Source organism: Pseudoalteromonas sp. DL-6 (genome assembly GCF_004328665.1).
In the GTDB taxonomy this organism is placed as follows: domain Bacteria; phylum Pseudomonadota; class Gammaproteobacteria; order Enterobacterales; family Alteromonadaceae; genus Pseudoalteromonas.
The window spans coordinates 310,473-331,412 of the sequence record NZ_CP019770.1; the positions used below are offsets into that span (position 1 = coordinate 310,473).

Here is a 20,940-nt window from a genome sequence, read left to right on the forward strand (position 1 = left end):
GTTTTTTTAGCTTTACTCCAAAGCGTTAAATTTATTCTCTAATTGCACTTAGCATTTCAAGTGATACCATCAGTTTACTGGGCGTTTTCTTTTTACCTCAGCGTACTAGTGATTTTCAATTTGACTGATCAAAGTATTATTTTTTCGGGTATAAATCTTTTATTTTAGGAGTGCATTATGTTTAAAACGTTAGCCATAGCAGGTTTATCTTTATCATGTTTACTAGTTTCAAGTGTTGCATCGGCAAACTGGCAGCTACTCAACGACAAAAGCCAATTAAGTTTTGTCTCAATTAAAAAAAATAGCATTGCTGAGGCAAGCCATTTTACTCAGTTAACAGGCCAACTGAGTGAACAAGGCCAGTTTAGCGTAAACGTTGATTTAACCTCAGCTGAAACGTTTATTCCTATTCGTAACGAGCGCCTCAGCAAGATTTTGTTTGAATCTGACACTTTTGCAAATGCAGTATTAACCGCTGACTTATCTGATAAAGTGTCACTTATTAAGCAGCCTGGGCAGTACGTATTAAAAGGTGTTAGCGCCGAGCTAGACTTTCACGGTCATAAAAAGCCACTTGCAGTTGATGTACTTGTTAGTAGTGCGGCAAACGGTGATTTAAGCGTAGCATCATTCACTCCTATTATTATTAATAGCGATGACTTTAAAGTCACCGAAGGGATAATGCAGTTACAAAAATTAGCCGGCTTACCTTCTATTGCCACTGCAGTACCGGTTACGTTTGCACTGACCTTTAAAAAACAGTGATTTCACTTAACGAACTTAGCAAGCAACTAAGCGAGCCAAGCAAACCTTTTGAACAATGGCAGCCTGCTCATTGCGGGCAATTGCCACTGTTGGTTGATGAGCAAGGCAAATGGTTTTATGCGGGTAGTGAAATTACCCGCCAGGCTATGGTAAAGCTGTTTGCTAGTGTGTTGTGTCGCGAAGATGGGCAGTTTTATTTAAAAACGCCAGTAGAGAAAATTGCGATTGAGGTTAAGGATGCGCCATTTATTATTGTAAGTTGGCATCGTGAGTCGACATCTGACGGCGATGTTATTTGTTGTATTGATAACCTACAACGTACCTGGTTATTAAGTCATGCAGAACCACTTTATATCAATGACTACAAAGGCGGCGCAGTGCCTTATATGCAATTACCCCATGGCTGTTTTGCACGAATTGCCAGAAATGTGTTTTATCAGTGGGCTGAAATAGCCGAAGCAGATGAGCTCGGCTATTTTATTACTTCCGCGAATGAGCGGTTTTATTTAGGGTAATTACTCTGCGTCGGCGGGTGGAATTGCTACGATAGGGCCTAAGTACCACTCATCTAACTTTTTAGCGACTTCTGGTAAACCAGTGCCTTTAAGCGATGAAAAGGCATGAACTGTTATATCGCCATCTAATTCACTCAATTCACGACGAACACTAAGTACCTGTGATTTACGTGGACCTTGCTTTAACTTATCAGCTTTAGTTAATAATGCTAATACTGGAATTTCACTACCTACAGCCCAATTAATTAAATCGCGGTCTAAATCTTTCAATGGGTGACGAATATCCATTAATACCACAATGCCTTTTAAGCTTTGACGCTTTTGTAGGTATTCGCCTAACGATTTTTGCCATTTCTTTTTCATTTCAATAGGCACTTTGGCAAAGCCATAACCTGGTAAGTCAATTAGGCGCATGTCATCTACATCGGCAAGTTCAAACGTGTTGATCAGCTGAGTACGACCCGGTGTTTTACTAGTGCGGGCCAATTTTTGATCGGTTAGAGCATTAAGCGCACTTGACTTACCTGCATTAGAGCGACCGGCAAACGCGACTTCAATTCCCGTATCAGCAGGTAATTTAGTGATGTCTGGCGCGCTTGTAACAAAAGACGCAGTGTTATACTTGATACGAGATTTGAGCACAGGCTCTCCTAAAACTTAAAAAAATAACATTGGGTAAACCAAATTCACCCTTGGCGCGTATTTTATACTATAAAGTAGCTATTAAAAAGTGTATTTGAGCATGTAAAATCATTGCTGATGGTACATTTTAACTGGCTTGGCGATTAATTTTACTCAAAACCCTATAATTTATAGGTTTAATGTGTGTAGAAAACGTGCCAGAGAATTTAATATCGTGTAGAATATAAAAATCACAACATCCATATTGTAGATGATACAGGGTCGGAAACAGAGAATTCACCATGAAAAAAATAGCACTATCTTTAACTATATTGCTTGGTGCGTTGTCAGCAAGCAACGCAACAGCATTTGATGGCGATGTAAACGCAGGTAAAGAAAAATCAGCAACGTGTGCGGCTTGTCACGGCCCAGACGGTAATGCGCCGGTTAACATCTACCCAAAAATTGCAGGCCAACACGCAGATTACATATACAAGCAACTTACTGAATTTAAATTAGGTATGACCTCAGGCGGTAAAGAAGGTCGTATGAATCCAGTAATGAGCGGTATGGCAATGCCATTGAGCGATCAAGATATGAAAGACTTATCTGCTTACTTTGCTTCTTTGAATATGTCTGAAGGTGCTACACCTAAAGATGTTCAAGAAACAGGCGCTATGTTGTACAAAGCGGGTGACGCTGAACGCGGAATTCCATCATGTGCGGCTTGTCATGGTCCACGTGGTAATGGATCTTCATTAGCTAAATTCCCAAAAATTTCTTTTCAACATCCAGAATACATCAAGTCACAACTTGAACAGTTCAGAGATGGTACTCGTAATAACGACCTAAACGGTGTTATGCAAGACATTGCTAAGAAACTAACTGATAAAGACATTGAAACATTATCTAAATACCTTGGTGGTCTACACTAAAGTCGTATTTATTTAGATATTGTTAACATAATACAATGTTAATTAGAAAAAAAGCAGCTTTAGCTGCTTTTTTTGTTTCTGCTATGACCGATAAAGCCCCCTCACTTGTAAGACATTGACCATGCTTTGGTGTAAGAAAAGTCTCATTTTATTTTTTTTATTTAAGTTAACCTGCTGTAATTTATATATTTTAGCCTTTTTCCTTATGTTTAGCTTAAGAAAAAAGATATAAATTAGTTGTAACAAAATTATTAACGAGTAAATTAACCCCTGTCGCAACAACAATAACAAATAGGAAAACGTTATAAGGATAGTAGCGCGGCACGACTAAATAGCACATTGAGAGTGCTACTAAAGGAAATAACAATAAAGTGTCAGGAAAGACCGAAAATAATAAAAAAACGCATGGAAGTTTAATAATAAAAACAAAATGGAATGCTACACGGAAGATAAATAATAAAAATACGGATAGATAAATAATAATAAAAATAATAAAGACTAAAAAGTCGAAGGGAGAAGTGTCCATATAATGGCGCTCAGATTAGCAGGCGGTAGAGATGTTTTCTCTACCGCCTTTTTATTTGTCCTGTTACAATACCTCCCGTTTAAAAAAAGCATCTAAATATGCTTTGGCGTATATAGAGAAGCCCAACCTCTAAAACGCAAACCGAATTCTTCTGGCTAGGCCAGCATCGCGATGCCCATTGAGTTGCGCCTCGCTCAAAACCTCTTAAGTGAGACGATCAAGATATGAGTAGAAAGAAAAAGTCACGTAAAATTCCATCAAATGGGCCAGTTCGTTTAAGCCAAGATAAGCTTAAAGAGATGCGCGCATTGAAAGAGCAACGTGTAAAGAAAACCAAAGGCGCTAAGCCAGGTTCACGTAATGCACCTGATGCATTGAGTAATGACACTCAAAAAACAGGTTCGGCTGCTAAAGACAAGCGTGTTGGTAGTAAAAAAGCAGTACCATTAGTTGCCCCAGCCGCTGAACCAAAAGTCGAAATGAAACGTAATCTTAAACCTGTAGCAGAGCTTAAAAAGGCGATTGAGCCTGAGTTAACGCCTGAGCAAGAGCTAGAAGCGCTTGAAAACGATGAGCGCTTGCTTAAATTAGTTGAGCGTCATGAGCAAGGTGAAATGCTAACGGGTAAAGATGCAAAATACTTTAATAGCCGTATAGCGCGTCACCAAGTACTGTGTAAGTTATTAGGCATTGAAGATGAAGAAGAGTTTGAAGATGACTTCAGTGATGAAGAAAGCAATTCAGATTTTGATCAATACCTATCAAACGATCTAGCTAATGAATGGCTAGATGACGACGAAGATAAGTAATAAGGATACATAATGAGTACAGCAGTGATCTTAGCCTTAGTTGTAGGTGCTGCTATTATAGCGGGCTTAGCATTTTATGCGGGTCAGTTGCTCTACAAGCTAAATGTGCAAAAAAAGCTAATTAGCAAACAGCAGGCAGAGCAACAGCAAAAGCTTAAGCAGTCGCGTTTAAAACGTAATGCAAAGCTAGCCGATAGTATTCATTTAATTGCACGTGCGATGAACGAAAAGCAGTGTGATTACTCTGAGGGCTGTTTACGTATTTGGGTGCTGATGTCGCAATATAGTTTTGATACTGAGCGCGACTTAACAACTGCGTACCCAGGCATTTATAAAATGTACGACGTGGTTAAAGAAATGCCAACTCACGATTCGCGAAAAAAATACGCTAAAAAAGAGATTTTTAAGCAAGATACCGCTCGTTGGCGTGCGGAAGAATCACTGAGTGACGAAATTAAAGCCGACTGTGAAAAAATCATTATTGAGTTTAAAGCAGCACAAGGCAGCGAAAACGTAGTTTTTAATTAATTTTACAGCATAAAAAAGCAGACCTAGGTCTGCTTTTTTTATGCGCGCTAGTTTTAAATTATATAACCCGTGAAAAGCGCGTCGCATTCAGTTGTTTTTGTAAATGCGCATCAAAACACATACAAATAATACGAATAAATAAATTCCCTTTTGGCGTCACCTTAATGATGTCATCTTCTATTGTTACCATCTCATCGGCAATTAATGGTGCTAGCGCCTCTAAGGCATCTTTAAAGTAATCGCTAAAGTCTATCTTATGTTGGTTAGCAAATTGGCCCATATCAAGCTCAAACTGGCAAATAAGCTGCTTAATTGCATCCGCACGAATAAGGTCATCTAGTGTTAAATGCATCCCTTTATTAATGGCACTGCCAGCTTGCTCGTCGACTGCTTGGTAATAGTGTTTTAGCTCTTTTTTATTTTGTAATATGGCCGTACCTATTTGCGAAATAGACGAGACCCCTAAGCCGAGTAAATCACATTCTCCATGGGTAGTGTAACCTTGAAAGTTACGATGCAGTTGGCCGCTATTTTGAGCAATGGCCAATTCATTATCAACTTTTGCAAAGTGGTCCATACCTATAAACTGATAGCCCGCTTGGGTCATTTGCTCTAGGGTATTTTTGAACATAGTGAGCTTATTATGGGCACTAGGTAAATCAGCATCTTTTATTTTACGTTGAGCGGCAAAGCGCTCAGGTAAATGAGCATAGTTAAATACTGAAACACGGTCGGGGTCTAACGCAATCAGTTGCTCAATAGTTTGCTTAAAACTCTCAGGTGTTTGCAGTGGGAGCCCATAAATCATATCTGCATTAATTGATTTAAAGCCCAATTGTTTTGCTTGGGTAATTAACTGCTTTACCTCATCAACATGTTGAGGGCGGTTAACAGCTAGCTGAACCTGATCATTAAAGTCTTGAATACCAAACGACACACGATTAAATCCCATTTCACTTAAGTCAATCAGCATATTGTCAGCCAGTGAGCGAGGGTCTATTTCTATACCGCGCTCACAGGTATCGCTAAAGTTAAAGTGTTGCTCTAGTAGCTTTACTAAGCGAGTCATTTGGGCTGCGGTTAAAAAGGTTGGAGTACCGCCACCTAAATGTAATTGTTCGACCCGATAATCTTGAAATAGTGGTGCTTGTGCCGCGATTTCTTTAGCTAAAAAATCTAAGTAGGTATCGGCTTTAGATTGATGGCGAGTAATAACTTTATGACAGCCACAGTAATAGCAAAGCTGGCTACAAAAAGGGATGTGAATATATAAAGACAAAGCACGAGTTTGCGATGATTCAATAGCGCTGATCAAATCTTGTTGCTGGTAGCCGTCAGCTAATGAAAGTGCTGTCGGGTAAGACGTGTAACGCGGGCCCGATACATTGTATTTGTTTATTAAAGTTTGATCCCATTGAGGAAGTTTAATCATCACGCGCACCTTATCTTTTAAGTTGCTGCGTATTGTAAAAAAGGAAAGGGGAGGAGGTTTTGATCTACAACAAAAAAAGGTGCCGCAGCACCTTTTTAGTATATAACGCGGCTGCGTTACATAATGGCGTCTTTTAAATACTGAAATAGCTCTTTGTAGCCTTTGGCTGGTTTTTCTGCTTTTACTTCTTTAGCCGCATTTCGCACCATTTGGCGCATTTTTTGGCGCTCTAGGGCAGGGTATTGTTCAATGGTTTCGTTGATCAAGTCATCGCCTTGCTCAATTAAATCACTGCGCAGCTGCTCAATTTTTTTGATCATAACCTCTGCTTGGTTATTTTTATTCAGCATTACATCAATGATCGCTTTAATTTCTTCAATGTTTTCTACGGTACGAAGGGTTTTTGCAATGTAATTTAAGTGGCGGCGGTAGGCATCACTTTTGTTACTAATTTTATCGGCAACTACCATTGCTTCTTTTAAGTCATCATTGAGCGGCAAGCGTTCGCGCTGCTTTTTACCCATTTTGGCAATTTCAGATCCTAACTGATGAAACTCTTGCGCTTCACGCTTAAGTTCACTTTTTGATACATATATAATTTCTTCTTCAATTTCAGCAGGCTTGCCTTTTTTCTTCGCCATGGGGTGCTCTTAAATAAAAATAACTTCATCTATTATACGCGATTCTTTTAGTGATTAATATTAGCTGATGTGGTGCAGTGAGTGTGTTAGCATTTAAATATAAAAAATGTGTGCAACATGGCCTTCAGGGCTCAGGACAGAATTTATGAAAAGCCAACACCAAGATCCAATTTATTCGCAAATTTCTCAAGTAAAAGACGCCGTTTCAGAAGTACTCGAACATGCTAAAAAGCTAGGCGCTACCGCTGCAGAAGCTGCTATGTCGAGCACTTCAGGACTATCGGTAAGCACGCGCATGGGCGAAGTAGAAACCATTGAGTTTAACCAAGACGGTGGTTTAGGCATTAGTGTGTATGTTGGTAATAACAAAGGCTCTGCTTCAACGGCTGATTTAAATCCAAAAACATTGCGCTCTGTGGTCGAAAAAGCCATAGATATTGCTAAATTCACCTCAGATGATCCGTGTAATGGTATTGCTGATAAAGAATTGCTTGAGTTTTCGCCTAAAGATTTAGACTTATTTCACCCTTGGGATGTAAGCCCTGAGCAAGGAATCGACTTATGTCATGCTGCAGAGCAAGCCGCATTAAATGCGGATGAGCGAATTGTGAACTCTGATGGTGCTAGCTTTTCTTCGCACCAAGGGCTGCGCGTGTATGGTAATAGTCATGGTTTAATCGCCGGTTATCCGCGTACACGTCATAGCATAAGCACTATGGTAATAGGCAAAGAGGGCGAGCATATGCAGCGCGACTCAGCCTATACGATTTCCCGCGATCAAGCAGGGCTAAAAGACGCTGCAAGTGTTGGGTTTGAAGCAGCGGCAGAAACACTAGCAAAACTAAACAGCCAAAAACTAGGTACCATGAAAGTACCGGTTATTTTTAGAGCCGATATTGCTAACTCATTATTTGGTCATTTAGTATCAGCGATTGGTGGTGGCGCACTGTACCGTAAATCCAGCTTTTTACTGGACAGCTTAGGTACGCAAGTTTTTAGCAAAACCGTTAATATTTCAGAGCGCCCACACCTACTAAAAGGGTTAGCATCATCACCATTTGATAGTGAAGGGGTTAAAACCTTCGACAGAGAAATAATACACGGTGGTGAGTTGCAAACGTATTTACTAGCGAGCTACGCAGCGCGTAAAATGAATATGACGCCAACAGGTCATGCCGGTGGTATCCACAACTGGTTAGTTGAACAAACCCATCAAGATTTAGCCGCACTATTAAAAACGATGGGCACAGGTTTATTAGTCACTGAACTTATGGGGCAGGGTGTAAATACCGTGACCGGTGACTACTCTCGCGGTGCTGCGGGTTTTTGGGTTGAAAATGGTGAAATACAGTACCCAGTAAGTGAAATTACCATTGCTGGTAATTTAAAAGATATGTTTAAAGGTATTTCAGCCATTGGTGGCGATATAGAGCGACGTGGTGGTATTCAAACGGGCTCGGTACTGATTGAACAAATGCAAGTCGCGGGTGCTTAATACCGAACTGCAATAGTACTTAATTTAGCGAATTGGTATAACCCCACTTTGTTTGCTTAAATTAAGCTTAATTTAAGCAAACTTTCTTTTGATGTTTTTAAGGTGTGATATGGCTAAAGATAGATATGCGCCAAAACCATTAACCGACATTATGGCCGGGCTGAATAACCGTTTAGCAGCCTATGCGGGGAAAAGCCAAGCACTGGATACACAGCAACAGTTGTTACGCGATTTCTTAGGCCCTAAGCTAGGCGATAAATGCCGAGTAAGTAATTATCGTGATGGTACGCTGATGATCGAGGCTGTTTCTGCTCCTATTGCACTTCGACTTAACTATTTAAAAATGGATATGCAGTCTCATTTTAGAGCAGCTGGTATGGCAGAGCTTGGGCAAATAAAAATTACCGCCAATCCACAAGCAACTCAACGATTAAGCACCCGACCTAAAGCGGCTGATGGCAAACCAACGAACTCCCTTACAATGAGTGAACAAACGGCTGATTATTTAAATGCTATCGCCGATTCTGCGCCTCCGTCATTAAAAGAAAAGCTTCAGCGCTTGGCTTTACATGGTAAAAATAAACCTTAATTAAATACCATTTAACACCTTGCTCGGTTTGTTTTGCTGGCTTTAAAATACTTTGTTACATATTCGATTTTATTGTTATTTAAATCAGGTTTATGATGCCTAGTTAGTACTTCCTAAATTAGGTTGTAGCTGATGCGTATTTCATTAAGCAGATAATAGACTGCATCCTATTGTTGTTTTTTTGAGTTATCAAACCTTAATGAAATGCGTATTTATATTAATTAATATACGGAATCCTTATGCAAAAAATAACCTTAACTGCCGCTAGTATTGCACTGGCGTTAGGTTTAGTTGGCTGCGGTGAAAAGCCACAACAAATGAAAGCAGAAGCAACAACAGTGACTGCACCAGTTGCAACTCCTGGTGCGCTAGGTGTTGATTTACAAAATATGGATGAAAGTGTTCGTGCACAGGATGATTTTTATTATCATGTTAATGGTCAATGGTTAGCAAAAACCGAAATTCCAGGTGATAAGTCTAACTATGGATCCTTCTCTCAGTTATATGATGAATCACAAAAAGCAATGAAGACGGTACTTGAGCGCGCTGCGACTAATGCAGATGCAGAAGTGGGCAGCGATGAGTATAAGTTGGGGGCTTTTTATACCAGTTATATGGCCAAAAATGCGCGTGAAGAGCTTGGTATTACTCCGCTTAAAGAGTCATTGTCGGACATTGATAAAGTGACTAATAAAGCTGACTTAGTGACGTTAATGGCGCAGTTACAAGTAAAAGGCGGGGACTTACCGTTTGGTTGGTATGTAAATAATGATGCTAAAAACTCTAGTGAAAATGCTTTATATGCGTATCAAGCTGGCTTAGGGTTACCGGATCGCGATTATTACTTAAAAGATGATGAAAAATTCACAAAAATTCGTGCTGCGTATCAAACTTATATTGGTGACATTTTAGCAAAGGCGGGTGTTACAAGCGCTGAAAATGCCGCTAATGCGATTATAGAGCTTGAGAAAACTATTGCCCAAGCGCAGTGGAGTCGAGTACAAAGCCGCGATGCAACTAAGTCATATAATAAAATGACGGTAGCTGAAGCTAACGAGTTAATGGGTGAGTTTGATTTAAGCGCTTATTTTGAAGCGGTCGGTGTTGATGCTCAAGAGTTGATTGTGCGCCAACCAAGTTACTTTGAAGCGTTTGCAGGTATTTTCAAAAATACCGACTTAACTGTGTGGCAAAATTATTTAAAATTCCATTTTGTTAGTAATTACGCGCAGTTGCTTAATAAAGATTTAGTAGACTTGAAGTTTAATTTTTATAGCACTACCTTGCGCGGTGTTGAAGAGCAAGCACCACTTTGGAAGCAAGCTGTTGATGCATCAAACAGTGTGCTGGGTGAAATTTTAGGCAAAGTGTACGTTAAAGAAAACTTCCCACCAGAAGCCAAAGCGCGTATGGAAGAGTTAGTTGATAACGTAATCAAAGGTTATTCAGTGGCAATTGAAAACCTTGAATGGATGAGCCCTGAAACAAAAGTGGCGGCACAAGAAAAGCTTAATAAGTTTACCCCTAAAATTGGTTATCCAGATAAATGGAAAGATTACTCAGATTTAGCGATTAACCCTGATGAACTTGTCGGCAACTATATTCGATACAGTGAATGGGCTTATGCAGATATGATTGCTAAATTAGGTAAGCCAGTTGATCGATCTGAGTGGCATATGACGCCACAAACAGTAAATGCTTACTACAACCCAGTGAATAACGAAATAGTATTCCCTGCGGCGATTTTGCAGCCTCCTTTCTTTAATTTAGAAGCGGATGATGCGGTTAACTATGGTGCTATTGGTGCAGTTATTGGCCATGAGTTAGGCCATGGCTTTGATGACCAAGGTGCAAAATACGACGGTGATGGCAATTTACGTAATTGGTGGAGCGAGTCAGACCTTAAGCAGTTTGAACAGCGAAGTGCTGCCTTAGTTGCGCAGTATAATCAGTATAAACCGTTTGAAGATGCCAGCGTTAATGGTGAGCTGACACTGGGTGAAAATATTGGTGATTTAGGTGGCTTAACCGTCGCTTATAAAGCATATCAGTTATCGCTGGGTGATTCGAAAGCGCCAATTATTGAAGGCTATACGGGCGATCAACGCTTCTTTATGGGCTGGTCGCAAATTTGGCGTCGTAAATACCGTGATGAAGCATTGCGTAATCGTTTAATGACCGATTCACATTCACCGAGTCATTATCGCGTGATTGGTATTTTGTCGAACATGCCAGAATTTTACCAAGCGTTTGATGTGAAAGAGGGCGATAAAATGTATATCAAGCCTGAAGATCGCGTAAAAATTTGGTAATTTGAGCTGAAATTAGCTTAGAGCCATTAATCGCAAAATTAAAAGCCAGTGAGCATCATGCTCACTGGCTTTTTAGTTACTTTTACTAGCTATATTTCGTTTTTATGGCGCTGATTATCTCAACATTAGCAGCAGGAAAATCATAGTTATCAAGTTCGTCAATGCCTACCCATTCGCTTGGTTGCCCTTCTGCGCCATGGGCTTGGCCATTAAAGTTACTCACCACGTGTACATTAAGTCGTACGCATTTATCGCCATAGTCATGCTCAATGGTGATAAGCTCGCTTGAACTATGAATAGTTAACCCTACTTCTTCCAGAAGCTCACGTTTTAGGGCTTGAAACACGGTTTCTCCGGCTTCAACTTTGCCACCAGGAAATTCCCATAATCCACCTTGATGTTGCTTATCTGCTCGTTTACAAATAAACAATGCGTTATTTTTTTTAATAACACCGACTGCGACATTGATGATTACCTTAGTCATTACTTCTCCCTTTAATAGCATAAAAAAAGCGACGCAAGCGTCGCTTTTTATTTTCAAAGTTGTGTTATTTTAATTTGCCACAACATTGCTTGTATTTTTGACCTGAGCCACACGGACATGGATCGTTACGGCCAACTTTTGGCTCGCTACGCGCCATAACCTGAGCGCTTTGTGGTGCTTCACCACCTACGTGCTCTGCTTGTTCATGTTGATATTCGCGAGGGGCATTTTCACTTTTACGGTGTTGCTCTTCTACTTTTTCAACATCTTCTTCAGCCCGAACTTGCACTTTACTTAAAATACCGACCACATCGACTTTTAAGTTTTCTAGCATTTCAGAGAACAATTCAAACGACTCACGTTTGTATTCTTGCTTAGGATTCTTTTGTGCATAACCACGTAAGTGAATACCTTGGCGTAAGTGATCCATTGCAGCAAGGTGATCTTTCCAATGTTGGTCAAGACTTTGAAGCATAATTGCTTTTTCAAACTGACGCAGTACAGAGTCGCCGACCATTTCCTCTTTTTGCTTGTAGGCTTGTTCAACCGCTTCTTCAATACGCTCACGAAGTTTTTCTTCGTATAGCTTATTGTCATCAGCTAACCACTGAGTAATTGGTAACTCAATTAAGAAATCTTGCTTTAAACGTTCTTCAAGCCCTGGTATATCCCACATCTCAGCTAAGCTTTGTGGGGCAATGTATTGATCAATTACACCAGCGAGCACATCACCACGGATAGCAGTAATCGTTTCTGAAATATCACCCTCTTCCAGCAATTCATTACGTTGAGAGTAAACAACACGACGTTGGTCGTTTGCTACATCATCGTACTCAAGTAGCTGTTTACGCACATCAAAGTTACGTGCTTCTACTTTACGCTGAGCGTTTTCGATTGCGCGGTTAACCCATGGGTGTTCAATCGCTTCGCCACGTTGCATACCTAGTTTACGCATCATGTTAGTCATGCGCTCACCAGCAAAAATACGCATCAGCGCATCATCCATCGATAGGTAGAAACGGCTTGAACCAGCATCACCTTGACGGCCAGAACGACCACGTAATTGGTTATCAATACGACGTGACTCATGGCGCTCTGTACCAATAATATGTAAACCGCCGGCATCAATTACTGCGTCATGGCGAATCTTCCATGCCGCCTTAATTTCAGCAATTTGATCGGCCGTTGGGTTTTCAAGCTTTTCAACTTCGCTGTTCCAGTTACCACCCAGTACGATATCGGTACCACGACCGGCCATGTTAGTGGCAATGGTAACAGTCCCTGGTAAGCCCGCATCAGAAACAATGTCAGCTTCTTGTGCGTGGAATTTAGCGTTCAGTACATTGTGCTTAATTTTTTCTTTACGTAAAAACTGCGATAAGTACTCAGAGCTTTCAATTGAGATAGTACCAACAAGTACCGGCTGACCACGTTCTTGACAGTCTTTAATATCTGCTAGAATGGCTTCGTACTTCTCTTCTTGTGTTAAGTACACTAAATCAGCACGATCATCACGGATCATTGGTTTATTGGTTGGCATAACCACAGTGTCTAAACCGTAGATAGACTGAAACTCAAATGCTTCCGTATCGGCTGTGCCTGTCATACCTGCTAGCGTTTCGTACAAGCGGAAGTAATTTTGGAACGTAATAGAGGCTAACGTTTGGTTCTCGTTTTGAATTTTCACACCTTCTTTTGCTTCTACAGCTTGGTGTAAACCTTCTGACCAACGACGTCCTTCCATAGAACGACCCGTGTGCTCGTCGATGATGATAACTTCGTTTTCTTTAATAACGTAGTCAACATCTTTTTGATAAAGCTTGTGCGCACGAAGGGCTGCATAAACGTGACTAAGTAGCGTGATGCTCGCTGCTGAATACAGTGAATCACCTTCTTCAATTAGGCCGCGCTCTGTAAGTAGCTCTTCAACTTTTATTTGCCCACGCTCAGTTAGGTGAACTTGCTTAGATTTTTCATCGATAGTGAAATCGCCATCACCTTCAATCCCTTCCTCATCTTCTTTTTCTTGTAGTTCAAGTAAAGGAACAATGGTATTTATTTCAGTGTAAAGCTCTGAGCTGTCTTCAGCTGGGCCTGAAATAATAAGCGGCGTTCGCGCTTCATCAATTAGGATTGAATCCACTTCATCCACTACGGCATAGAATAATGGGCGTTGTACGCGTTCATCAATGCTAAATGCCATGTTGTCACGTAGGTAGTCAAAACCAAATTCGTTGTTGGTACCGTATGTGATGTCGGCTTCATAAGCTTGTTTTTTCTGTTGTGGCATCATGCCCGGAACATTACAACCAACGGTTAAGCCTAAAAACTCAAATAGTGGACGGTTGGTTTCAGCATCACGCTTAGCCAAGTAGTCATTTACGGTAATGACATGAACGCCTTTACCTGTTAAGCCATTTAAATATGCTGGAAGTGTCGCGGTTAGGGTTTTACCTTCACCAGTACGCATTTCTGCAATACGGCCTTGTTGTAAAACCATACCACCTAATAATTGCACGTCGAAGTGACGCATACCGTTTACACGCTTTGACGCCTCACGTACCACCGCAAATGCTTCTGGTAGAATATCGCTTAGGCTTTGTCCGTTATCGTAACGTTCTCTAAACTCAGCTGTTTTAGCTTTTAAATCTTCATCTGAAAGCGCTTCTAGTTGCGTTTCAAGTGCATTGATCAGTGCGACCGTCTTTCTTAGGTTTTTAATAGTGCGGTCATTGCGACTACCAAAAATCTTGGTAAATAAATTAGATATCATGATAAAACCGTTACAATGTGTTTTTTTGCTAGCCGTGCATCGGCTAACCCATTTTTTACAATTGATAATTAATGTATTCTTTGAATTAACCTTTAGGACACATTAATTAGCAATTTTGTATTAAGCTGCTTTAAAAGCACTGTTTATTACCTGCGCTACTATACCAGACTCTGCTAAACATCAAACTACCTCAAGAAAAAGATCTTCATTTAAAACAGAAAAATTAGATCGTGCTCATAAAAATAGTGTTCTATTGCTAAATTTGATTAAAACTGCAGATAAACAGACCCTAAGGATATGGTGCTGAATAAATTAAAAACAAGGGTAAAACGCTTAAATTTCACCCTTAAATTCTTTGTTTACAGGCATCGATTTTTAAAGCTTAAATTGAGCAACTGTTTTATTGAGCGCCCCAGCTAAGTCACTTAAATCATGTGCTTCATCGGCTAGAGTGTGTGCATGGTGAGCGGTGCTATTAACTAAGTTATTAATAGCAGTAAGGCTCGTGTTAATATCTTCTGCAACCACTGTTTGTTGCTCGGTAGAGGTGGCAATTTGATGGCTTTGATCTTGCACTTTAGTGACCGACTGTTTGATGCTTTGTAATGAGCCCAGTACTTCCTTGGTTTGAGTAACAGAGCTTTGCGCTTGATCTTGCCCTTGCTGCATCATAACGGCAGCTTTTTGCGCAATTTGTTGTAAACGAGAAATCATATTACGAATATCGTCGGTTGACTCTTGAGTACGACTTGCAAGTGAGCGTACTTCATCAGCTACTACAGCAAAGCCTCGCCCATGCTCACCTGCACGAGCCGCTTCAATGGCAGCATTAAGGGCTAAAAGGTTAGTTTGCTCAGCAATAGAATTGATGACATCAATGAGTGCACCAATATTGGTACTTTCTTGTTCTAGACCTGTAACAACCTTAGATGCTTCCCCTATATGAAGTGCCAATGCGCTCATTACATCTTGTGCCTGCGTTGAACGCTCGGTACCTTGTGTAGTTATTATTTGTACTTCTTCGGCAGCGGTATTGGTATATTGTGCATTGCGAGAAATTTCAAGCACGGTACTGGCCATTTCGGTTACTGCGGCGCTGACACTATCTACTTGTTGTTTCTCTTGTTGAATTTCCGAGTTGGTTTTCCTAGAGACTATTTTTAATTGATTGGCAGCCTCATTGAGTTGCTCTGCTTGGGTAGCGGTTTGACGCATCATCAAGCGTAATTTATCAATAAAGGTATTCATGTGATTGGCTAATTGACCGACTTCATCACGGCTATTGATATCAATTTTTTGGGTTAAATCGCCATCACCTGAGGCTATATCGCGCATAATATGCGTTAGCTTTACAATTGGTTTAGAGATCAGCTGCGTTGCCCAAATGATCATAACAATCACAATAAACAACATAATAACTACTGTGGTGACGGTGCTTTTAACGGCATCGTTTACTGGGGCCTCAATTAAGCTTGTTGGAATTAATAGCCCAACATACCAATCTAAGAAGGGTTGCTCCAATTGTAGGCGACTATAAACAACATAGTATTGTTCTCCTTTAAAAGTAACCGTGTGACTACCTTGTAGGTTTTTTTGCATCTGTTGATTAAGTGTCTCAAAGCCAGAAGTGTTTTCAAACTGTTGCTCTAGCCCATCTAAACCTTGCTTTTTCTTAGTGCCGTCATCAGTAATTGACAAGTCGTGTTTGGTTGCTTTCGAAAGGTGAACCACTTTTTGGTTGCTGTCTAATAAGAAGCCGTAGCCTTGATTATTAAAGCGAATGCTTTCTACCATGGCATTAATTTTATTTAACTGCAGGTCTACGCCACCAATACCAATTAGTTTTTTTTGCTCATTATAAACAGGTTGCTGTACTACGGCTGAGGCATCGCCTGTTGTTAAATCAACTGAAATAGGGCCTACGTATAGTTTGTTTAGTTGCATGGCTTCTTGCCACCAACCACGCTTATATGCGTAATAAGGTTGGCCGTTATAATCCGACGTGCGTTCGTTTTCTTTAAAGTATTCGCCTGTAATTGCTGAGGCAAAAAATGCTGAGAGAATATTTTCATCATGGGCGCTAATGCGCACAAAGTCTTGATTTATTTCACTGTAACCGGGAGCGTTTGCCACAGGTTGATCACGTTGTTCCCATGCCTCGAAAAAATTAACTAAGTGTGGGTTATTTACAAAAGTAGATACCACTTTTCCGTACCTAGCAAAGTAACCTTGCATTGATAACTGCTCACTTTGCAGGTAACTTTGTGCTTCGCGTTCAATATTAACGCGTGATAGGTCGGCGATATGTTTGATAAAAAATGTGGAGGCGAGAATCAGCAGCACGGTAATCGTACCACCAATTAGTAATAATATTTTTTTTCGTAAAGAGAGATTATTCAGCATAAGTGTACGTATTGTTATTATTTTTAGTATCGTATATCTAATCATATTTTGTTTTTTATCGCTATAAAACGCGTTAATAAGTGTGATTATGCTTTTAATAAAGGGTAAATAAAGTGCAAACCAACAAAGATAACTTAGTAGTTCTTGGCGCAGGTTGGCTTGGCCAAGCCTTATGTATTGATGCACAAAAACAAGGTTGGCAAGTGCAAGGGACTCATCGTAGTGACACCCATCAATTTGATTTTGAGCGTCAGTTTGTTTTACAAAACGGCGAGCTGCAGCACCAAGTGGATTTACAAAATGCGTATTGGGTGTGTGCTATACCGCCGCGCAGTCGTGACAGCGAAAGTGATTATGCACAGGTGCTGGAACAGGGATTAAAGCTGGCAACTAAGCTTAATTGTAAAGGTTTTTTATTGTGCTCATCGACTGGGGTGTATGATCAAGAGCCCGGAGTTTATAGTGAAAGTAGCGATATATCAGGCACTAACGAGCGACAAATAAAGCTCTATGATGCAGAAGAGCAAGTGCTAGAGCAGCAAGGTAAAGTGCTTAGGTTAGCCGGGTTGTTGGGGCCAAATCGAGAGCCAGGTCGGTTTGTGGCAGGTAAAGAGCTCAAAACCTCTAGTCAGCAAGTGGTGAACATGGTGCATCAACAAGATGTGATCAATGCCATTTATGCGGTACTTAACAATTGGTCACAAGGGCAAAGTATTTATAATGTAGTTAACCCTGCGCACCCGAGCAAAGCAGATTATTATGCACAAAAGTGTGAGCTGTATGGCACACAAATGCCAAGCTTTAGTAGTGATGAAGTCGCTGAGCGCAAAGTTATTGGCTCAGCGATAGAAGCGCTGGGTTTTAGTTATCAGTATGGTATTTAATAAGAAGGTAAGGGCGAGTTTTTTATAAAGTCGCACAACTTACCTTCACTTAGTAGTGTGTTGGCCGCTTCAATATCGGGGGCAAAGTAGCGGTCTTTGTCGTAATAGCTAACATGTTGGCGTAGCAGCGCCTTAGCATGCTCCACCTGTTCACACGCATGTAGCGGCTTTCTAAACTCTAGCCCTTGAGAAGCACTTAGCCACTCAACGGCTAACACGCCTTGCGTATTATTAGCCATATCAACTAAGCGCCTAGCGGCAAAGGTTGCCATAGAGACATGGTCTTCTTGGTTAGCTGAGGTCGGTAAGCTATCTACCGAGGCCGGGTGTGCTAGTGACTTGTTCTCAGAGGCGAGCGCAGCTGCGGTCACTTGAGCAATCATAAATCCTGAATTTACCCCACCGTTTTCAACTAAAAATGGCGGCAATTTTGATAAATTAGAGTCAATCAGTAGGGCAATACGTCGCTCAGCTAAGGCGCCAATTTCGGCAATGGCAATCGCAAGATTATCAGCGGCCATAGCAACGGGCTCAGCATGAAAGTTTCCGCCTGAAATAATATCCCCTACATCGGCAAAAACGAGCGGGTTATCGGTTACCCCGTTTGACTCACACAGTAATACCTCGGCGGCTTGGCGTATTTGGGTTAAACACGCACCAAGTACTTGCGGTTGGCAGCGCAGGCAATAAGGGTCTTGTACTTTTTCACAATTAATATGTGAGTCACTAATTTGTGAGTGGGTGCTTAATAGCTCTCTAAATACCTGCGCTGTATCAATTTGCCCTTGTTGACCACGAACCTCATGAATACGTGCATCAAATGGTGCGCGACTGCCCATGGCGGCTTCTATACTAATAGAGCCAATTACACAGCTTTGTGCATACAAGTCTTCGGCTCTAAATAATCCCTGCAGTGCAAATGCAGTAGAGGCTTGTGTGCCATTTAATAAAGCTAAGCCTTCTTTTGCAGCTAATGTCAGTGGCTCAAGCCCTGCAATTTTTAACCCCTGTTCTGCGCTTATTAGCTCTCCTTGATAGCGCATTTTCCCTTCACCTAATAAAGGCAGGCACATATGAGCAAGGGGGGCTAAATCGCCCGATGCGCCCACTGAGCCTTTTTTAGGCACGCATGGGTATACTTCATTTTTAAGTAGCTGTATAAAAAACTCAATCACTGCTAGACGAATACCAGAATAACCCCGTGATAAAGAATTTACTTTTAGGGTGATCATTAATCTGACCGTGCTGTCATCCATTAATTCGCCAATGCCCGCAGCGTGTGAAAGCACAATACTGCGTTGTAATAGTTCTAGCTCATCATTCGCTATTTTTGTATTGGCTAATAAGCCAAAGCCGGTATTAATACCATAGACAGTACGCTGCTCGTTTATTACGTTTTGAACGGTTTGTGCGCTGGCTGCTATTTGCGTGGCGGCCTCAGTTGCCAAAGTTAAATTTATAGGTGATTGATTAATTTTTCTTAAGGTATTTAATTCAAGCTGACCTGGTGTGAGAGTGTATGAAATCATGACTTATCCTTGTTAAGCATAGGTAGGTCTAGGTTTTGTTGTTGTGCACAGTTTTTTGCAATGTCATAACCAGCATCGGCATGGCGCATTACACCGGTAGCAGGATCGTTCCACAGCACTCTTGCAAGGCGTTGCTCTGCTTCATCGGTACCATCGGCAACAATAACCACACCTGAATGTTGACTAAAGCCCATACCTACACCACCGCCATGGTGAAGCGATACCCAAGTAGCACCGCCAGCGGTATTGAGCAGGGCATTTAATAAAGGCCAATCAGAGACTGCATCGGAGCCATCTTGCATGCTTTCTGTTTCACGGTTAGGACTGGCAACTGAGCCTGAGTCAAGATGATCACGGCCAATAACCACCGGTGCTTTAAGCTCACCGTTTTTAACCATTTCATTAAAGGCAACCGCTAGACGCGCGCGGTCTTTTAAGCCAACCCAACAAATACGTGCAGGCAAGCCTTGAAATTGAATTCGCTCACGCGCCATATCAAGCCAGTTATGCAAATGCTTATCATCAGGGATTAGTTCTTTTACTTTTGCGTCTGTTTTGTAAATATCTTCGGGATCGCCTGAGAGTGCTACCCATCTAAATGGACCAATACCTTCACAAAATAATGGACGAATATAAGCAGGTACAAACCCAGGGAAATCAAATGCATTAGTGACGCCTTCTTCGAGCGCCATTTGACGAATATTATTGCCGTAATCAGTCGTTGCCGCGCCCGCATCTTGCAGTGCCAGCATCGCCGTTACTTGAACAGCCATTGATTGTTTGGCTGCTTTGACCACTGCTTGTGGATTATCGATTCGCATTTTTGCTGCATGCTCCATACTCCAACCTTGTGGCAGGTAGCCGTTAAGCGGATCATGGGCTGAGGTTTGATCGGTGACTATATCGGGAGTAATACCACTTTTTACTAAGGTACTAAAAACATCAGCCGCGTTACCCAGTAAACCCACAGAAAGCGCTTCACCCTTTACACAGGCATCGGTTATTAATTTTAATGCGTGCTCAAGGTCTGTGGCTTTTACATCGACGTACCCTGTTTTTATTCGAAAATCGATACGGCTTTCATCACATTCCACTACTAAGGCACTAAAGCCTGCCATGGTTGCTGCTAATGGTTGTGCACCGCCCATTCCTCCTAGGCCACCTGTTAATACCCACTTACCTTTAGCATTGCCTGAGAAGTGTTGTTTTGCCATAGCCACAAAGGTTTCGTAGGTGCCTTGAACAATCCCTTGAGAACCAATATAAATCCAAGAGCCTGCGGTCATTTGGCCGTACATCATCAAGCCTTTTTTATCTAACTCGTTAAAATGTTCCCAGTTAGCCCAGTGCGGAACAAGGTTAGAATTTGCAATTAATACCCGTGGTGCATTGCTATGAGTTTTAAATACACCCACCGGTTTGCCAGATTGCACTAATAGGGTTTCGTCATCTTCTAGGCGCTCAAGCGTTTCAATTATTTTGTCGTAGCTTGGCCAGTCACGCGCAGCACGGCCAATCCCGCCATACACCACCAAAGCTTGAGGGTGCTCGGCAACATCAGGGTCTAAATTATTCATTAGCATGCGTTTAGCTGCTTCAGTTTGCCAGCTTTTTGTGGTTATTTGATTACCATGCTGTGCGCGTATTGTGCGCTGTGTGTCCAGTCGATGATTCATTTTTCACTCCTGTTAAATAGTGT

Annotated in this window: 17 protein-coding genes; 9 read left to right on the forward strand and 8 right to left on the reverse strand. The window is 41.3% G+C overall.

All coding sequences use genetic code 11. The annotated features are described in order from the left end of the window. Positions 1-177: 177 nt before the first annotated feature. Both B1F84_RS01415 and B1F84_RS01420 read left to right on the forward strand, forming a co-directional pair. Positions 178-765, forward strand: a complete 588-nt coding sequence (locus B1F84_RS01415) for a YceI family protein (RefSeq protein WP_008467909.1) — start codon at positions 178-180, stop codon at positions 763-765. Then, positions 762-1,280, forward strand: coding sequence for a DUF1285 domain-containing protein (locus tag B1F84_RS01420; RefSeq protein WP_131690354.1), 519 nt, complete (start codon positions 762-764; stop codon positions 1,278-1,280). Before B1F84_RS01415 ends, B1F84_RS01420 begins: the two co-directional genes overlap by 4 nt. On the opposite strand, the gene yihA is transcribed toward B1F84_RS01420, so the two are convergent. Beyond that, on the reverse strand, positions 1,281-1,922 hold the full coding sequence (gene yihA / locus B1F84_RS01425) for a ribosome biogenesis GTP-binding protein YihA/YsxC (RefSeq protein WP_008112719.1): 642 nt from the start codon (positions 1,920-1,922) through the stop codon (positions 1,281-1,283). It abuts the gene before it with no gap. Positions 1,923-2,203: 281 nt separating this feature from the next. Between yihA and B1F84_RS01430 the strand changes: the two genes are divergently transcribed. The 3 genes from B1F84_RS01430 to B1F84_RS01440 all read left to right on the forward strand — a co-directional run bounded on the left by B1F84_RS01430 (position 2,204) and on the right by B1F84_RS01440 (position 4,699). Continuing rightward, positions 2,204-2,836, forward strand: coding sequence for a c-type cytochrome (locus B1F84_RS01430; RefSeq protein ID WP_008112717.1), 633 nt, complete (start codon positions 2,204-2,206; stop codon positions 2,834-2,836). Positions 2,837-3,586: 750 nt separating this feature from the next. Continuing rightward, the gene (gene yihI, locus B1F84_RS01435) at positions 3,587-4,171 is read left to right on the forward strand and encodes a Der GTPase-activating protein YihI (protein WP_008112715.1); all 585 of its coding nucleotides are present in this window, start codon (positions 3,587-3,589) and stop codon (positions 4,169-4,171) included. 12 nt (positions 4,172-4,183) lie between these two features. Continuing rightward, positions 4,184-4,699, forward strand: a complete 516-nt coding sequence (locus B1F84_RS01440) for a DUF2489 domain-containing protein (RefSeq protein WP_076918850.1) — start codon at positions 4,184-4,186, stop codon at positions 4,697-4,699. Between the two features lie 58 nt (positions 4,700-4,757). Here the strand turns inward: B1F84_RS01440 and hemN are convergent, their stop codons facing one another. Next, on the reverse strand, positions 4,758-6,131 hold the full coding sequence (hemN, locus tag B1F84_RS01445) for an oxygen-independent coproporphyrinogen III oxidase (RefSeq protein WP_131690355.1): 1,374 nt from the start codon (positions 6,129-6,131) through the stop codon (positions 4,758-4,760). Positions 6,132-6,247: 116 nt separating this feature from the next. Further along, on the reverse strand, positions 6,248-6,772 hold the full coding sequence (gene yjgA, locus B1F84_RS01450; RefSeq protein ID WP_008465739.1) for a ribosome biogenesis factor YjgA: 525 nt from the start codon (positions 6,770-6,772) through the stop codon (positions 6,248-6,250). A 145-nt stretch (positions 6,773-6,917) separates the two neighbouring features. Here yjgA and pmbA point away from each other — a divergent pair, with 145 nt between their 5' ends. The 3 genes from pmbA (at position 6,918) to B1F84_RS01465 (ending at position 11,168) form a co-directional block, all read left to right on the forward strand. Continuing rightward, positions 6,918-8,267 carry a metalloprotease PmbA gene (pmbA, locus tag B1F84_RS01455; protein WP_131690356.1) on the forward strand — a complete coding sequence of 450 codons (1,350 nt, stop codon included), beginning with the start codon at positions 6,918-6,920 and terminating at the stop codon, positions 8,265-8,267. A gap of 109 nt (positions 8,268-8,376) precedes the next feature. Continuing rightward, on the forward strand, positions 8,377-8,856 hold the full coding sequence (locus B1F84_RS01460; protein WP_131690357.1) for a DUF721 domain-containing protein: 480 nt from the start codon (positions 8,377-8,379) through the stop codon (positions 8,854-8,856). Positions 8,857-9,095: 239 nt separating this feature from the next. After that, on the forward strand, positions 9,096-11,168 hold the full coding sequence (locus B1F84_RS01465) for a M13-type metalloendopeptidase (protein WP_131690358.1): 2,073 nt from the start codon (positions 9,096-9,098) through the stop codon (positions 11,166-11,168). A gap of 85 nt (positions 11,169-11,253) precedes the next feature. Here the strand turns inward: B1F84_RS01465 and mutT are convergent, their stop codons facing one another. From mutT to B1F84_RS01480, 3 genes are all read right to left on the reverse strand, one after another. Continuing rightward, positions 11,254-11,652 (reverse strand): 8-oxo-dGTP diphosphatase MutT, encoded by a 399-nt coding sequence (mutT, locus tag B1F84_RS01470; protein WP_131690359.1) that lies wholly within the window; start codon positions 11,650-11,652, stop codon positions 11,254-11,256. 64 nt (positions 11,653-11,716) lie between these two features. After that, on the reverse strand, positions 11,717-14,425 hold the full coding sequence (gene secA, locus B1F84_RS01475) for a preprotein translocase subunit SecA (protein ID WP_131690360.1): 2,709 nt from the start codon (positions 14,423-14,425) through the stop codon (positions 11,717-11,719). Between the two features lie 375 nt (positions 14,426-14,800). Beyond that, the gene (locus tag B1F84_RS01480) at positions 14,801-16,828 is read right to left on the reverse strand and encodes a methyl-accepting chemotaxis protein (RefSeq protein WP_131690361.1); all 2,028 of its coding nucleotides are present in this window, start codon (positions 16,826-16,828) and stop codon (positions 14,801-14,803) included. A 113-nt stretch (positions 16,829-16,941) separates the two neighbouring features. Between B1F84_RS01480 and B1F84_RS01485 the strand changes: the two genes are divergently transcribed. Next, the gene (locus B1F84_RS01485) at positions 16,942-17,712 is read left to right on the forward strand and encodes an NADP-binding protein (RefSeq protein ID WP_131690362.1); all 771 of its coding nucleotides are present in this window, start codon (positions 16,942-16,944) and stop codon (positions 17,710-17,712) included. On the opposite strand, the gene hutH is transcribed toward B1F84_RS01485, so the two are convergent. Beyond that, positions 17,709-19,241 carry a histidine ammonia-lyase gene (gene hutH, locus B1F84_RS01490; RefSeq protein WP_131690363.1) on the reverse strand — a complete coding sequence of 511 codons (1,533 nt, stop codon included), beginning with the start codon at positions 19,239-19,241 and terminating at the stop codon, positions 17,709-17,711. The two genes, B1F84_RS01485 and hutH, sit on opposite strands and share 4 nt — an antisense overlap. Then, positions 19,238-20,917: a urocanate hydratase gene (gene hutU, locus B1F84_RS01495; RefSeq protein WP_076918856.1), complete on the reverse strand. Its 1,680-nt coding sequence runs from the start codon at positions 20,915-20,917 to the stop codon at positions 19,238-19,240. The genes hutH and hutU overlap by 4 nt, the downstream gene beginning before the upstream one ends. Positions 20,918-20,940 lie beyond the last annotated feature (23 nt).